The 15222-nt window shown below is 71.7% G+C and carries 14 protein-coding genes and 1 pseudogene; 7 read left to right on the forward strand and 8 right to left on the reverse strand.

Translation table 11 applies throughout. From position 1 onward, the window contains the following. The first annotated feature begins 51 nt into the window (after positions 1-51). On the forward strand, positions 52-756 hold the full coding sequence (locus KOI35_RS27400) for a ThuA domain-containing protein (RefSeq protein ID WP_215791491.1): 705 nt from the start codon (positions 52-54) through the stop codon (positions 754-756). Next, positions 726-1829: a Gfo/Idh/MocA family protein gene (locus KOI35_RS27405; protein ID WP_215791492.1), complete on the forward strand. Its 1104-nt coding sequence runs from the start codon at positions 726-728 to the stop codon at positions 1827-1829. Before KOI35_RS27400 ends, KOI35_RS27405 begins: the two co-directional genes overlap by 31 nt. Here the strand turns inward: KOI35_RS27405 and KOI35_RS27410 are convergent. Together KOI35_RS27410 and KOI35_RS49025 are read right to left on the reverse strand one after the other, a co-directional pair. Next, positions 1811-2329: a glycosyltransferase gene (locus KOI35_RS27410; protein ID WP_308121170.1), complete on the reverse strand. Its 519-nt coding sequence runs from the start codon at positions 2327-2329 to the stop codon at positions 1811-1813. The two genes, KOI35_RS27405 and KOI35_RS27410, sit on opposite strands and share 19 nt — an antisense overlap. Before the next feature lie 5 nt (positions 2330-2334). Continuing rightward, complete coding sequence (locus KOI35_RS49025; protein ID WP_215791494.1) at positions 2335-3126, reverse strand: glycosyltransferase; 792 nt, start codon at positions 3124-3126, stop codon at positions 2335-2337. Between the two features lie 28 nt (positions 3127-3154). Between KOI35_RS49025 and KOI35_RS47685 the strand changes: the two genes are divergently transcribed. Continuing rightward, on the forward strand, positions 3155-3823 hold the full coding sequence (locus KOI35_RS47685; protein ID WP_246613809.1) for a DUF998 domain-containing protein: 669 nt from the start codon (positions 3155-3157) through the stop codon (positions 3821-3823). A 142-nt stretch (positions 3824-3965) separates the two neighbouring features. On the opposite strand, the pseudogene KOI35_RS49415 reads toward KOI35_RS47685, so the two are convergent. Further along, positions 3966-4529: pseudogene (locus KOI35_RS49415) on the reverse strand (glycosyltransferase family 2 protein); the annotation flags it as partial. A 112-nt stretch (positions 4530-4641) separates the two neighbouring features. Between KOI35_RS49415 and KOI35_RS27425 the strand changes: the two are divergent. Next, positions 4642-5607 (forward strand): hypothetical protein, encoded by a 966-nt coding sequence (locus tag KOI35_RS27425; protein ID WP_215791496.1) that lies wholly within the window; start codon positions 4642-4644, stop codon positions 5605-5607. Positions 5608-5612: 5 nt separating this feature from the next. Here the strand turns inward: KOI35_RS27425 and KOI35_RS27430 are convergent, their stop codons facing one another. The 3 genes from KOI35_RS27430 to KOI35_RS27440 are packed head-to-tail and all read right to left on the reverse strand — an operon-like array spanning position 5613 to position 11060. Beyond that, positions 5613-8939 (reverse strand): ATP-binding protein, encoded by a 3327-nt coding sequence (locus tag KOI35_RS27430; protein WP_215791497.1) that lies wholly within the window; start codon positions 8937-8939, stop codon positions 5613-5615. Next, a complete protein-coding gene (locus KOI35_RS27435; RefSeq protein WP_215791498.1) occupies positions 8936-9565 on the reverse strand; it encodes a DUF4194 domain-containing protein in 630 nt (209 codons plus the stop codon). The genes KOI35_RS27430 and KOI35_RS27435 overlap by 4 nt, the downstream gene beginning before the upstream one ends. After that, positions 9558-11060 carry a DUF3375 domain-containing protein gene (locus KOI35_RS27440; protein ID WP_215791499.1) on the reverse strand — a complete coding sequence of 501 codons (1503 nt, stop codon included), beginning with the start codon at positions 11058-11060 and terminating at the stop codon, positions 9558-9560. Before KOI35_RS27440 ends, KOI35_RS27435 begins: the two co-directional genes overlap by 8 nt. Positions 11061-11133: 73 nt before the next feature. Here KOI35_RS27440 and KOI35_RS27445 point away from each other — a divergent pair, with 73 nt between their 5' ends. Beyond that, positions 11134-11952: a serine hydrolase gene (locus KOI35_RS27445; RefSeq protein WP_215791637.1), complete on the forward strand. Its 819-nt coding sequence runs from the start codon at positions 11134-11136 to the stop codon at positions 11950-11952. 4 nt (positions 11953-11956) lie between these two features. Here KOI35_RS27445 and KOI35_RS27450 read toward each other — a convergent pair whose 3' ends face one another. Beyond that, positions 11957-12193, reverse strand: a complete 237-nt coding sequence (locus KOI35_RS27450; RefSeq protein ID WP_215791500.1) for a hypothetical protein — start codon at positions 12191-12193, stop codon at positions 11957-11959. Between the two features lie 94 nt (positions 12194-12287). On the opposite strand from KOI35_RS27450, the gene KOI35_RS27455 reads away from it, so the two are divergent. Next, positions 12288-12683 (forward strand): hypothetical protein, encoded by a 396-nt coding sequence (locus tag KOI35_RS27455; RefSeq protein ID WP_215791638.1) that lies wholly within the window; start codon positions 12288-12290, stop codon positions 12681-12683. On the opposite strand, the gene KOI35_RS27460 is transcribed toward KOI35_RS27455, so the two are convergent. Next, positions 12667-13140, reverse strand: coding sequence for a hypothetical protein (locus tag KOI35_RS27460; protein ID WP_215791501.1), 474 nt, complete (start codon positions 13138-13140; stop codon positions 12667-12669). The two genes, KOI35_RS27455 and KOI35_RS27460, sit on opposite strands and share 17 nt — an antisense overlap. 130 nt (positions 13141-13270) lie before the next feature. Between KOI35_RS27460 and KOI35_RS27465 the strand changes: the two genes are divergently transcribed. Then, a complete protein-coding gene (locus KOI35_RS27465; RefSeq protein WP_215791502.1) occupies positions 13271-15199 on the forward strand; it encodes an MFS transporter in 1929 nt (642 codons plus the stop codon). The last annotated feature ends 23 nt before the right edge of the window (positions 15200-15222 follow it).

Raw genomic sequence — 15222 nt, forward strand, 5'->3', positions numbered from 1 at the left:
GTATCGCAGGACGGGTGGGCACCGGCTGCCTTGATCTGATAGGCGTTGGGGATGCCGAAAGCATTGATCGTCCGCGGCGGCTGGGAAGGGCATCGACCGGTCGAGGCCACCGACCTGTTCCGGCCGTTCCTGGTGGCCGGCGGCTTCGAGGTCCAGGTCAGCGACTCGCCCGAGATCTACGCCGACGCGGCGGTCATGGCCGCGACCGATCTGGTCGTGCAGTGCGTGACCATGTCGTCGATCGAGCGGGACGCGCTGGACGGGTTGCGGGCGGCGGTGGCGGCCGGCACCGGGTTCGCCGGCTGGCACGGCGGCATCGCCGACTCGTTCCGCGCGTCGTCGGACTATCTGCAACTGGTCGGCGGGCAGTTCGCGACCCACCCCGGCAAGGATCCGGCCGCCCGGTGCGGCGACGAGACCGACAACTTCCTGCCCCACACGGTGACATTCACCCCGGCCGGTCGGGAGCATCCGATCACGGCGGGGCTCGACGACTTCGAGCTGACCACCGAGCAGTACTGGGTGCTGCACGACGACCTCATCGACGTTCTCGCCGAGACGACCCATCCCGTACGGCCGTGGCATCCGTGGCAGCGTGAGGTCACCTCGCCGGCCGTCTGGACCAGGCAGTGGGGCCGCGGGCGGATCTTCGTCGCCACGCCCGGGCACAGCCTCGACGTTCTGCGCCAGACCACCGTACGGACGGTCATCGAGAGGGGCATGCTGTGGGCGAGCCGCACCGCGTCGGGATCGTAGGGGCCGGCTGGATCTCCGGCGCCTACCTGCAGACGTTGCGGGAGCATCCCGCGGTCACCATCGCCGCGGTGGCCGACCTCGACGCCGAGCGGGCGGCCGCCGTCGCCGCCGGTACACCCGGCTGCCGCGCGATGCCGGTCGACGACCTCCTGCGGGACGACTCGATCGAGACGGTTCTCAACCTCACGATCCCGGCGGCGCACGCTTCCGTCGCGCTGGGCGCCATAGCCGGCGGCAAGCATGTGTACGGCGAGAAGCCGCTTGCCGCCGACCTGGACTCGGCCCGTACGGTGCTGGAGCGAGCCGCCGCGGCCGGTGTCACTGTCGGGTGTGCTCCCGACACGGTTCTCGGGACCGGTGTGCAGACGGCCCGGGCCGAGATCGACGCCGGTGTGATCGGACGCCCGATGTCCGCCGTCGCGGTGATGGCGACCCCCGGCCACGAGCGCTGGCACCACCATCCCGACTTCTACTACCGGCCCGGCGGCGGGCCGCTGCTCGACATGGGCCCCTACTACCTGACCGCCCTCATCCACCTGCTCGGCCCGGTCGTCGCCGTCACTGGCGCCGCCGCGCGCCCGCGTCCCACCCGGGTGATCGGCTCCGGTCCGCGGGCCGGCGAGCAGATCCCGGTCGAGGTTGACACCCACGTGACCGGAATCCTGCACCACGCGAACGGGGCGCTGTCCACGGTCACGACCAGCTTCGACGCCGTCCGCACCACCGCCGCCCCGATCGAGGTGCACGGAGAGACCGGCACCCTCGCAGTCCCCGACCCCAACATGTTCGCCGGCGACGTCCGCCTGTTCGAACTGGACGCCACCGACTGGCGCGTCGTGCCGCCCTCGTCCGGCTACGCGGACGCGTCGCGCGGGATCGGCCTGCTCGACATGATCACGGCGGCGGCGCCCCGAGCCGGTGGCGCCGTGGCCCTGCACGTGCTGGACGCCATGCTGTCCCTGCTGCGCTCGGCCGACGAGGGCCGCCGCATCGAGCTGACCACGACCGCCGACCGGCCCGCTCCGGTCCCCTTGATCCCGGCCGCGGACTGGCGTCAACGCACCCCGGCGTAGATCTCGACCAGGCGACGCAGAAAGACGTCCGGGGTGTACGCCGCCACGGCGGCCACGCCGTCGGCCGAGACCCGGGCCCGCAGGGTGTCGTCACCGAGCATCCGGAGCAGTGCGGCGGCGAACGCGTCCGGGGTGGGGCGGCCGGCCACGAAACGGCCGGGACCGATGTCGCCGGGGCGGGTGGCCAGGCCAGGGTCGGCGATCACCACCGGGAGACCGGCCGCCTCCGCCTCGGCCAGCACCAGGCTCTGGGTGTCGGTCGTGGAGGCGAACGCCAGCACGTCGGCCGAGCGGTAGAAGTCGATCACGCGGGCGTGCGGGACCGGCGGGTGCACCTCGACGCACCCGGCCAGTCTGAGGCCTGTTTCATAGCTGAGGCGGGGCTGCGGAGGGGCCCAGATCCCGCCTGGCGGCGTCCCGTGGAAGCCCGGTTCCAACACCGGGAGCCGGACTTCCACGGGCCACCACCAGACGAAATCTGGACCCCGCCTCACTCCCACCCCAGCTATGAAACAGGCCTCGGGCCGGCGATCCGGCGGGCCAGGCGGCGGCGCTGTCGCACCACCCCGAGCAGGATCAGCCGGGCCGCCGGCCGGGCCACGCGTACCCGGGCGAAGGCCCGCAGCAGCAGGTCCGGGTTCTTCTCGGCGGTGAACCGCCCGACCGACAGCACGACGTTCCCGCCCCGGCGGGCCGGGACCGCGGCGACGGCCGGCACCGGGGTCGGCAGCACGCGGATGTCGCCGGTCGGCTCGAACACGGCGAAGCCGTCCGCCGTCTTGGCCGACGGGGCGATCGCGACCGCCATCCGCGCGAACATGCCCTTGCCCAGCTCGACCAGCCGGCGGCGGCGGACCGCGCCGGGGCGGGTCAGTTCCAGGTATTCGGCGATCGACCAGCCCAGCTCCAGGCGCCGCGCGCACCAGGCGGCACCGACCGGGACCTCGACGAAATGATCGGCGTAGGCCAGCAGGTCGGTGTGCCACGTCGCCACCAGGGGCACGCCCCAACCGGCCGCGGCCCGGAACCCGGTCATGCCGATCGGGCCGGTGCTGTGGATGTGCACCACGTCGGCCGGCCGGGGCCGGAACGGCAGGCCCGCCCGGAGCTGGCGGAACGGCACCGGTACGGACCGGACGTCACCGCCCAGCAGCGGTCCCGGCCGGTAGAGCGTGGCGTCGTGGCCGGCCGCGCGCAGCAGCCGTACGGTCATCTCGGCCGAGCGGGCCACACCGTCGGGGCGTCCGGGGTGGCTGTCGCAGAAGTGCGCGATCCGCACGGTCCGCCCATCGATCACGGTTTCACCCCGGTCGTAGGTTGGACGGATGAGGCTGCCGGTTTTCGGGGTGCTCGCGGCGGTTCAGATGATCGTGGTGTGCACAGTAGACGGTCTGACGCGTCCCGGCTACGACCCGGCGCGCCACTGGATCAGCCAGCTGTCGCTCGGGCCGGGCGGCTGGATCGGCACCGTCAACCTCGCCACCTGCGGCCTGTGGCTGATCCTGGCCGCGGCCGGGCTGCGCCGATCGGCGGGCCTGCTGCTCTGGTGCGGTCTCGGTTTCGTGGCGCTCGCCCTGGTGCGGACCGACGCCGGGCTGGGCTTCCCGCCCGGCGTACCCACCGAGCACACGCTGCGCGGGCTGATCCATCAACTGATCTCGATCACGGTCGGCATCGCCGGAATCGGGGCGGTGGCGCGGATCGGCCCGCGCCGGGTGGCCTGGCCGCTGGCGGCGGCGATGACAGTGACGTTCGTGGCGGCGAGCGTGCTGGTGCTGCTCGACGCCGGTGGAGTGCTGCCGGGCAACCCGAGCGGGCTGCTGGAGCGGGTCGCGCTGTTCGCCGGGCTCGGCTGGATCGGCTGGTTCAGCGGCCGGGCAGCATGGGATGCTTCCGGCCGCCCGAGCCGCGCAGCGCCGCCCACGGGCGCGGCTGGGCCAGGGCGTACGCCAGGCGGAGCACCGGAAACAACAGAAGCTGGGCACGAGCGGTGAGCCAGGCCCGGGCGTACGCGCGTGGCCGCGCCTGGCCCGGATGGCGCCGGTACGTCCGCTCGGTCATCAGCACGTACGCGCGGTAGTCGCCGAACCGGTTCGCGATCCGCCGCGCCGACGTGCCCGCCCGCATCCCGGTCGCGAACACCGCCGCCGCGCCCGCGCCGTGCAGGTGGATGGCGAGGTCGATGTCCTCGTGCGCGCCGGCGTCGTCGCACAGGACCGGCCGGACCCGCCGCCACGAGTGGGCCCGGATCGCCATGTTCGCGCCCAGCAGCCAGTCCAGCGGGCCGCGGCTCCACGACCACCGGAACAGGGCGTCCCCGCCGTCGATCACCCGCGACAGCACTACGTCGTAATAGGACACCGGGCCGGTCGCGGCGTGCACACCCGGGTCGGTGAACGCCTCCCGGACCGCCCGTGACCAGCCCGGGCCGACCCTGGTGTCGGCGTCGATCCGGCCGATCACGTCGCCGCGCGCCGCGTCCATCCCGCGGTTCCGGGCATGCTGGACGCCACGCCGCGGCTCGTGCAACGTCGTCACCCGGTCCGCGTACGCGTCGAGCGCCCGCAGTGTGCCGTCGCTCGACGCGTTGTCGACGACGATGATCTCGTGGACCGGTTCGTCCTGCCCGAGAACCGCGTCGAGACACGGCCCGATGAACTGTTCCTCGTTGTAGACCGGCACCACGACCGAGACCAGCATCGCTCCATCCTCGCAGCGGCGGCCGGGGCGCGGCCGCCCGATTGTGCGTGAGTCACCGGCCTCAACCAGTCACGAATGTGAATTCCTCAATACCGCGTTCTAGCCTCGCGTCATGTCGCCCACCTCGCACCGGAAGTGGCCGTTCGCCGCCGTCGCGGCGCTCCTGGCGGCCTTCGTCACGGCGGCCGGCCCGGTGCCGTCCGCCTCGGCCGCCCTGCCCGCTCTCGGGGTCGGCGCCACCACTTCGGCCCTCGACACTGTCGGCAGCGGCAACACCTGCGCCGGTTTCCTCGACGAACGCACCCACCTCGGCAACCTCGGCGTCCGGCGGGTCTTCGCCTCGGCGGGGCAGCTGCCACCGGCCGACGCCATCACCTGTCACACGACCTACGGTGCCAAGCTGTGGTACTCGTTCAAGACCTCGTGCGCGCCGGCCTTGGTCGCGGCCGGGGGCTGCGACACCGAGATCACCAACATCGCGGCGGCCATGCCGGCCGGCAGCATCCTGACCTACTTCCACGAGCCCGAGGACGACATGACCGGCACCGAGTTCGTGGCCGCGTTCACGCACGCCTATCAGGTGGCCAAGGCGGTCAACGCGACGATCGACATGGTGCCGGTGCACATGTCCTACCAGTGGCGGCCCGGTTCGCCGGGCGTCACCAACAACGGCACCGGCGGTGACCGGGAGATCCGGGACTGGATCGTCGCCCCCCAGTACGCCGACGCGTACGCGTTCGACCTCTACTGGCAGGCGAGCACCCGGGGCAGCGAGCCCGACGACCCGGTCAGCGTGGGCAGCGACCCGCGGATGACCCGGTGGTACAACGCCTTCGCGAGCCAGGGCCGGCCGCTTGCCCTGGCCGAGTGGGGAATCGACGACGACCAGGGCGTCCGGGCCTCGCGCGGACCGGCGATCCGGGCGTCACGGACGTGGCTGGCCGCCCGCAACTTCCGGATCGTCAACTACTGGCAGATGGACAACTGGTACCTCGGCGCCACCACGGTGCCGGTCGGCGGGTATGCCGACCCCGACGGCGTCGCCGCCTATCAGGAGTTCGTCGCCACCGCCGCCTGATCTGATCATTCGTCGGGCACGGCGACCAGGAGCTTGGCCCGGGACCGGCCGTGGGTGTTCTTGAGGATGAGGTATTCCGCGTCGACGTGGGGTTCGATCGCGCTGTGCTTGTCGTTGGGGGCGCCGATGATGAGCTGGAACCCCAGGCCGCGCCAGGCGCCGATGGCCCGGCCGGTGAAATGGGCGTCGGCCTTGATGAGCGCCTCGTCGAGGAAGACGGGGGCGTAGCGGGGACGGGCGGCACCGGCGTCGCCGAGCTGGTAGCGCAGCGCGGCGCCGACGATGAACGCGACCAGCTCCTGCGACTCGCCGCCGGACTTCTCTCCGATGTGGTCGTAGACGGCGACGTGCCGGTCGTCGAGGTCGCGTTTCTCCGCGCTGATCCGGACGTGCGTGCGCACGTCGACCAGGTCGGCGAAATCGGGGGCGGTGCGCCGGATCCGGTCGATCACCTTGACCATCCGGTGGTAGGCGCGTTCCCGGTCGTGCTCGGTGGTGGCCTCGTCGATGAACGCGCGGATCTCCCGTAATTCCTTGCGGAACCTCGCCCGTACGGTGGAATGGCTCTCTTGCGGGTCGATCCGCAGCCGGTGGTGGTCGTCGGCGAACGGGAGGTCGGCCAGGATGCGGTTGACCGGGTCGATGCGGTCACGGATCTCGCGCACCGCGGCCGCGAGTTCGCTGTCCAGCCCGGTCAGATCGTTGCCGGACAGCTTGAGCAGGCTGTCGCGCCACTCGGACTCCAGCTTGTGCAGGCCGCTGGTCTCCAGGTCGGTGAGCAGACGCTCGAAGTCGCGATAGGCCGCGTCGGGGTCGGTGCCGAGGTTGGGGTTGGGCCAGCGCTCGAGGAACGTCGAGAAGGTGTCGGCCAGCGCGTTCCGGGCCCGGTCGGCACTCTCGGCGGCGGCCTGCCGTTCGGCGCGGACCTTCTCACCGGCCCGTTTCACGGCGGCGTCGAAATCGGCCAGGGCCTCGATGCCGTCGTCGAAAAGCGCTTCCAGGTACGCCCGGTGGTGCTCGCTGATCTCGACGTCCGACTGCGCGGCGGTGTCGAGCGCCTGCTGGGCCCGGTCGACCTCGTCGACGGTCGTCTCCCACGAGCCGCGCAGCGCCTCGACGTCGTCCTTCTGCCGGCCGATGCGCTCGGTCAGATCGCGGACCCGCGCCCGGAGCTCGTCGACCTGACCCTGCAGTTGCTCGACCTTCGGATTGCCGGAGCGGATCTCGTCGACGACCCGGTTCCAGCGGTCGCGCCGTGCCACCGCCGAGTCGACGTCCACCTGGTCCCAGGTCAGTTCGATCATTTTCCCGTACGCCGTACGGCGGCTCTCGAACGAGTCGAGGCTCTGCTGCGCCGCCGTCACCTGCTCAGCCGCCGCCGCATACCGCTGGGCGGCGTCGACGATCCGCTCCTCGAGCCCGGCGAGCGTCCGGTGATTGGTGAACCCGAGCAGGTTGGCCCGGCCGTGGCCGCCGTGGGCACCGCCGCCGCGCTGCGACATCTGGCCGCTGATGGTGAGCGCCTTCGGGTGCTGCCCGAGCTGCCGGGGCGAGTCGACGCACACGTAGTCGAACCGGCGGCCCAGCTCGCCGCGGAGCCAGGCGGTGAACGGCGACGGCTGATAGTCGAGGCGCCCGGCCAGGGTCTGGTGGTCGAGCCGGACCTCGTCGCGCAGCCCGGTCGGCACGCCCTCGAACTGGATCCGCCGGGCGGTCGGGACGCTGTTGATCGCCTCGCGGAACGCCGCCATCCGGCCGCTGTCGATCAGCATCCGGGTCGCGAACCCGCCCAGGGCCAGGTTGAACGCCTCGCGCCAGGGCTCGAACTCGGTCCGCACCTCGATCAGTTCGCCGACGAACGGCAGGTCGGCCGGGGTGAGCCCGGCCGCCTCGGCCAGCCGGGCCCGGGCCACGTGCAGCTCGGTCGGGATGTTGCCGCGCCGCGACTTGACCGCCTGATGCTCGGCGCGGGCGGCCGTCAGGTCCCGTTCGGCGTCCTTCTGTTCCGCTTTCGCCTCGGCGAACGCCTCCTGGGCGGTGCGGCGGGCGTCGCCGTCGGCCAGGACCCGGTGGGCCGTCGCCACCAGTTCGGCGAACTCGGCACCGGTGGTGGCGGTGGCGCCGAGGTCGCCGAGGTCGCGGTCGAGCCGTTCCCGGGCCCGCTGGACGTCGTCGAGCCGCTGCTCGACCGTACGGACCTCGCGCAGCGCGGTGTCCATCCGGTCACCGCCGGCCGCGCGCAGCGTGTCGGTCACCGCCGCCAGCTGAGCCTCGGACGCCTTGACCAGGGCCTCGGTCTCCGACAGTTCCGCCTCGGCCCGGCGGTGCCGCATGGCCAGCTCGGCCTCGGCCGTACGCAGCAGGTCGAGCCGCCGCTCGTGCCGCCACAGCGCGGCCGGCGAGGCCGCGTCGGTGAACGATCCGGCCTCGTCGATCAGCCGGGCCGTGCCGGTGGCGTCGGCGATGGCCTGCCGGTGCCCGCGGATCGGGGTCAGCGCCTTCACCTGCTGGCGGGCGGTGATCATCCGGGTGCGGGTGCCGGCCAGCTCGTCGAACTGCTGCACCACCGCGTCGGCCGTGGCCAGCGTGGTGGGCTCTTCGAGCACCATCGTCTTGTAGAGGGCGTCGACGGTGGTGATCTGCTGGCCGGCCTGGATGCGGCCGAGCAGCGCCACCGCCTTGTTCCCGTCGCCGGCGGCGCCGATGCCGAGCGTGTGGTGCAGCCGCGCGGTGAAGTCGCGGTCGGTCTCGAAGCAGGTCAGGCCGGTAGCCACCACGTCGGCCCGGGCCAGCCGGTGGGCCGCCGGGCCCTCCAGCGTCGGCAGCGGGTAGGCGTGGTCGCACGTGGCCCGGATCGAGGTGACGTCGTCGAGGTTGCGCGCGGACGACGGCACGTACCAGGCCCGGAGCGCGGTGAACTCGGCCCCGGACTGGTCGGCCCAGGTCATGGCGATGGCCGACCACGTGTCGCGGCCGTCACCGCGCAACACCCGGAACCGGGTCTCGCCACCGGCCCGCGACTCGTCGAGCTTGCCCCGGGCGTACGAGAGAATGTTCCGTTGATCTTTGCCCCGGGGCCGGCCGACCACGCCCCCGTTGGACGCACCGTTGAACGGGGTCGTGTGCGGCATCAGCAGCGCGATGTAGGAGTCCATCAGCGTCGACTTGCCCGAGCCGGAACCACCGCTGAGCAGGGTGGCGCCGGGCGACAGCCGCAGCCGGTGATAGCCGTCGTAGCCACCCCAGTTGACCAGTTGCAGGTCGCGGGCCACCCACTGCTGACCCCGCGACGCCGCCGGGATCAGCCCGAACAGCGTGTCGACCATGCTCATGCCGCGACCTCGTTCCGTTCGCGCAGCCACCGCTCGAGCTCGGCCAGCTTGGAGGTGCTCAGCACGACCTCGACCAGCGGAGTGATGCGGTAGCGGCCGGCCGACTCCTCGACCAGCAGACCCTCGGTGACCAGGCGCTGCACCGCGTTGCGAACCTCCTGCTGCCCGCGGGCCAGGTTGCGGTCCTCCGGGTCGAAATAGGTCAGCACGGTCTGCTCCAGCTCTTCGATGTCGACCCGGGCCGACGTCTCGCCGGTGCCGCGTTCCCGCTGGAAGAGGGTCCGCAGGTGGACCAGGACGAGGGTCTCGGCCCGGTTGTACGGGTCGTCCTTGAGCAGGATCGGCACGTCGAGCTCGGCCGGGCGCACCTGCTCCTTGTAGGCGACGCCGCGGTCGTGGTCGACCACGAGGCGGACGAACATGTCGTTGAGCCGGGACGCGATGATCTGCTGGTTCTCGAGCAGCGTGCGCCACTGCGCCGCCTGCTTGTCGGCCAGCAGGAACTTGCGGCGCAGCAGCTGCACGAGCACCCGGCGGACATCCGCGTCGAGGGTTCCGGCGTCACCGGCGAACAGCTCGGCCGGGTCGTCCTCCATCGAGACGGGGTCGATGAAGCCGTCACTCATCGCTGCCACTCCTGTCGGTCGTCGCCGGGTTGGCCGTCATGGTCGCGCCGAGGGCGAACCGGCGCCGGGTCCGATCCGGGCGGACCGTGTCGACCGTCGTCACCTCGCCGGTCTCGGTCATTCCGGCGCCGTCGGCCACCTCGAGCAGGCCGAGCAGGTCGACCGGGCGGCGCAGATCCTCGGCGGCCGCCTGGAATGCGGCCGTCACGTCCACGCTGCCGGCCTCGCCGGCGAACGCCGCCAGATGCGCCCGCAGATCGGCGTAGCGCGGGCCGCCCCAGGCCCGGGTGTCGGCGCCCGTGACGTCGTCATCGTCGTCCCACTCGTGCAACGGGGCCGGCGACCGGGGCGGCTGCAGGTCACTCGTCCGCTGGCGCAGGTGCCCGACGTCTGCCACCGGCAGACGGCGCACCGGGTCGACGGTCTCGCCCCGGCGTGACCCCGGGACCCACTTGTGCAGGCTCGACATCACGGCCCGCAGCAGCTCGTCGACCTGACGGTCACGCATCGGGTCGTGGTTGCGGACCTGGCTGGTGATGACGTGGGAGGCCTGCCGCTGCGCGGTCAGCACCTCGATGACGCCCTGCTCGATGCGGCGCGAGATCTCGGTCAGTTCCCGCCGTTGCGGCTCGGGAAGCTGGTCGGCGAACCGGTGCCGCAGCACCGTGCGGAGCTGCCCCCACATGTCGTCGATCTGGTCCGGGTCGCCGATCAGGCGCAGCGCCCCGGCGAAGGCGCGGCCCTCGGGCATGGCGTCCAGGATCCGCCGGCCGTGATCGAGGTATTCGCGGAGCACCTCACCGGTCGGCCGCACGTCGTGCCGCAGCTCGGCCACCACGTCGCGCTGGACGGCCTTGATCGACTCGGCCACACGCGCGAAGTCGGCCGGCAGCTCCCGCGCCAGGTGCAGGACATTTTCGGCCGATTCGAGCAACTGCTCGTCGTCGGCGGTCTCGACCGTCCCGCCCGCTTCGAGCCGGGCCAGCTCCCGCTGCCGCTCCTCGATCTCGGCCCGCAGACGTCCCATGCGCGCCTCGGCGTCCGGATCGGCGTCCCGGGCCAGCCGTTCGATGGCTTCCAGCAGCGTGCGGACCCGGGACTGCGACACCCGGGTGCGTACGCCGCCGACCCGCCCGGCGATTTCGAGAGCACCCACGCCGTACGCGGAAAGGCGGTAGACCTCGACGTCGTCGTCGGAGACCTGCCGCATCAGCCAGCCGGCCTGCACCCACTGCCGGCACAGGTCACGGGCGTTCCCGGTCGGCAGGGACGGGCTTTCCTCGTCGGCGTCGCCGGTCGCCCGCAGCTGGTCGAGGGCGTCGTTGATCTCGGTGTGCGTGTCGGCCACCACGACCGCCGGCCGCTCCGCCGTGAAGACCATGGACAGCACCGTCACCACGAACGGCGCGTGCGTCTGATGCAGCAGGGCCAGCATCGGATTGTGAAACGCGCGCAGTGCGCCCTGGTAAGCGCCCTCCACCTCTCGAGTAACCATCGATGCGGAGGGTACGGCGTGGGTGCGACACAACGTCGGCTCGCGTGATCTCGGTCGCAGTCCGCGACGTACGCTGGCCGCTGTGATCGGCAGTGACCTCGAGAAGGTTCCAGGCATCGTCTCGGCGGTCGTGGGCCGCCCCGGAGCCAGTCCCGCGTATGTGCGGCTTCCTGATGCCGTTCACTATGCGGCCAGCACCATGAAGGTCGCCGCCCTGGTCGCCGCCTATCGGCTCGATCTGGACAAACCGGTGCCGGTACGCGCGACGTTCGCCTCGGCGCAGCCCGGCGCGCCGGAGTTCGAGCTGGCCGGCCCGGCCGACGACAACGACGACGCGGTCTGGGACCGGCTGGGCGAATCGGTGCCGCTGCGGTGGCTGGCCCGCCGCATGATCGTACGGTCGAGCAACCTCGCCACGAACCTGGTGCTGGGCGAGGTCGGGCTACCCGCCGTCGCCGAGGTGTGGCGGGCGGCCGGGGCAACCGCCAGCATCGTGGGCCGCGGCATCGACGACGCCGCCGCCCGGACCGCCGGCATCACCAACCAGGTCACCGCCCGCGATCTGGCCGCGCTCATGTCGGCGCTGGCTCTCGGGGCCTCCGGTGGGCACCCGATCGCCGGCCCGGCCGCGTGCGCCGAGATGCTCGACGTGCTCTGCGCCCAGGAATACCGCGAGGACCTGTCGGCCGGGCTGCCCGCGGGCACCCGGATCGCCACCAAGAACGGCTGCGTCACCGGCGTGCGCCACGGCGCCGGCGTGGTCTTCCCCGGCGACGCGCCGCCGTACACCGTCGTGGTGTGCACCACGACGCCGCTGCCGGACGAGGACGCCTGCCGTCTGATCGCCCAGATCTCCGCCGAAGCCTGGGCCGAGCGGGCGACGCTGCCGTGACCGATCACCGCTCGGTGGTGGTCACCTCGGCTCGGAGGGCGAGCGTGGCGTGGACCTGGGCCAGTTGGGTGGTGGCGGTGAGCATGGCGAGGTCGGCGCCGGGCACGTACGGCTCGTCCGAGTGGTCGTCCTCGTTGATGTTGGTCTGATAGTCGACCAGGCAGATCTGGTAGAGGCGCTCGGCTTCGGCCGTCAGTTCGACGGCTCGGGCGGCGTGTTCGGCGGCGGTCATGGCGGTCATGCTCTCATCCGGGCCCGGCGGGACGACGGCACCTCGGGAGCACCGGATCGGCGGTAACTACCGTGGCGGGGTGACCACCCCCGAAAGCTGCACCGTGACCGTGTGCCGTGACTGCTGCTGCGGCAACGCCGCGAAACATCCGTCGGTCGACCACAACGCCCAGCTGGACCGGCTTCGTGCCGCCCTGCCGGCCCACCGGGTGCGCACCAGCCTGTGCCTGGACGTGTGTGACGAGGCGAACGTGATGGTGGTGCACCCGAGTCCGGCCGCCCGCCGGGAAGGCGCGCGGCCGGTCTGGTTCGGGCTGGTGCTCAGCGACGCCGTCGAGGACGACCTCGTCGCCTGGGTGCGGGCGGGCGGGCCCGGTGCGGCCGAGATCCCGGCCATGCTCGACCTCTCGGTGATCCCGGCCCCGGCCGTGGCCCGATCAGCCGGCGCGGACCTCGGCGGCGGCCGCGACCAGCGCCCGGGGCTCAGGGGGAGTTCGTGAGCCGGCGCACCTCGGCGAACGCCGGTGGGGTGAGCCGGCTCGCGGCGGCCGGGGTGCCCGCCACCAGGGTCACGAAGTCGCGGAATCCGGACCACGACCGGCCGGTGAGCGTGAGGGTCTCGCCGTTGAGGGTGATCCGCAGCGTGCCGGGTGCGGCGCGCTCGCCGACGTCGAGGGTGATGTCGTCCCAGGTGGCGGCGAGGCGCGCGCCGCGGGCCGTACGCCCGCGCACCCCGCTGCGGTCGGCGGTCAGGGCGGGCAGGAGCAGGGCCGCGGTGATCACGGTCAGGAAGCCGGTGATCGACAGGCCCACGACGGCGGTGACGACGGCCATCAGGAGGCGGCCACTGCCCAGGTAGGCGACGACGCCGGCCAGGACGAGAAGCAGCACCACCGCGGTGAGGACGCCGTAGCCGGCGCCGGTTCTGCGGTTCGGACGCAGCTCGACGGAGTCCATCGTGCTCCTGACGTTGATCCTGATCAGATCGATTTAGCAAGACTATTGCCGATCGGTGAACGGATGCGTACCGTCCGAAACGGAGCTGTGAAGCATGTCACAGCTCCGTCCTCGCGGGATGGAGTCGGCTATGACAGTCACCGAAGCGAGCACCGCCGGAGCGCCACGTGACCTCGACGATGCGCGAAAGCCCCCATTGAGTCAGCTCGGCGTTCTCCTGATGAACTTCGGGTTCTTCGGGATCCAGTTCTCCTTCGGGTTGCAGCAGTCGGCCGTCAACCCGATCTTCACGTTCATCGGCGCCAAGCCCGAGGAACTTCCGCTGCTCAACCTGGCCGGACCGGTGACCGGCCTGCTGATCCAGCCACTGATCGGCGCGATGAGCGACCGGACGTGGACCGACCGCTGGGGCCGGCGCAAGCCGTACTTCCTGCTCGGGGCGCTCGGCTGCACGATCATGCTCTTCCTGTTCCCGTTCGTCGGCGCGCTGTGGGTCGCGTTCCTGTTCATGTGGCTGCTCGACGCCAGCAACAACACCGCGATGGAGCCGTACCGGGCCTTCATCTCCGACCGGCTGCCGAAGAACCAGCTGGCCCGCGGCTTCCTGGTCCAGTCGATGTTCGTCGGCCTGGGCGCGGTGACCGCCAACCTGTCGCTGCTGCTGTTCCAGAGCGTGATCGACGGGGTGACCGACAACGGCATCCCGTACTGGGTCTATGTCTGCTTCTGGATCGGCGCGGTCTGCTCGATCGGCTCGGTGCTGGTCTCGGTGCTGTCCACCAAGGAGATTCCGCCGACCGCGGAGGAGCTGCGCGTGCTGCGCAGCAAGCCGGGCGGGCTGTCCGGCTTCGTCAAAGAGATCACCGACGCGGTGCACGACATGCCCACCGGCATGCACAAGATCGGTCTGGTCTTCCTGTTCCAGTGGTTCGCGATGGCGGTCTACTGGCAGTTCGTCTCGGTCAGCATGACCGAGACCATCCCGGCGTTCGCCTCGACCGATCCGGCCAAGCCGGTGTCCGAGGCGGCGTCGGGCTGGGTCGGCGCGGTCAACGGCATGTACAACTTCGTCACCATCTTCGCGGCGCTCGCCCTGATCCCGATCGCGCAGCGGTTCGGTGCCAAACGCGTCGGGTCGGCGTCACTGGTCTGCGGCGGCATCGGGCTGCTGGTCTTCGCGAACCTGCACAACCAGTACGCGCTGCTGGTGCCCATGATCGGCCTCGGTATCGCGTGGGCGTCGATGCTGGGCATCCCGTACATCATGGTGGCGAGCATGGTGCCGCGGGAACGTTCCGGCGTCTACATGGGCATCGTCAACATGATGATCGTCGTGCCGATGCTGATCCAGAACGTCAGCTTCGGCTGGATCTACGAGAACCTGCTCGGCGGCAGCGGCGCCAACGCCATCATGCTCTGCGGCGGGCTGCTCCTGGTCGCGGCCATGGCCATGCTGTGGATCAACCCGCCGACCGAGGACGAGGAGTCCGAGCTGATGCCGCTCGGCAGCCCGCGCGAGATCAAGGTGTACGACATGGTGATCGTCGGCTCGGACGGCACCCCGTCCTCGCTGTACGCGGTCGACCGGGCCCACGCCGTCGCGGCCGAGGCCGACGCGAAAGTGGTGGTGGTGTCCGCGTACAACCCGGGTCTGGAACTGGGGGTGACCCGCGGCACCGGGGTGCGCAAGGAACTCTACGGTCAGGAGGCGGCGAAGGCGGCGCTGGAGGCGACGGTCAAGCACCTCACGTCGGACCGGGTCCGCCGGATCGAGACGCGTCTGGTGGCCGGCGATCCGGCGCAGGCGCTGCTCGACACGGCCGGCGACAACCCGGCCAACCTGATCGTGGTCGGCAACCGGGGGCTGGGCGCGGCCAAGGGCGAGATCCTCGGTTCGGTGCCGGCCGCGGTGGTGCGCAGCGCCAACTGTGACGTGCTGGTCGTGCAGGGAACGCGGGCGACCACCCGGGTGCGGCCGCCCTCGCTGATCGGCCCGCTGCGCGACCAGGACGGTCCCTCCGCGGCCCGGCCTCTCGACGACTCCGAGACCGACGCCTGAATCCAGGATTGCGGCCGGGCCGG

This window comes from Paractinoplanes bogorensis (assembly GCF_018829635.1).
Taxonomy (GTDB): Bacteria; Actinomycetota; Actinomycetes; order Mycobacteriales; family Micromonosporaceae; genus Actinoplanes; species Actinoplanes bogorensis.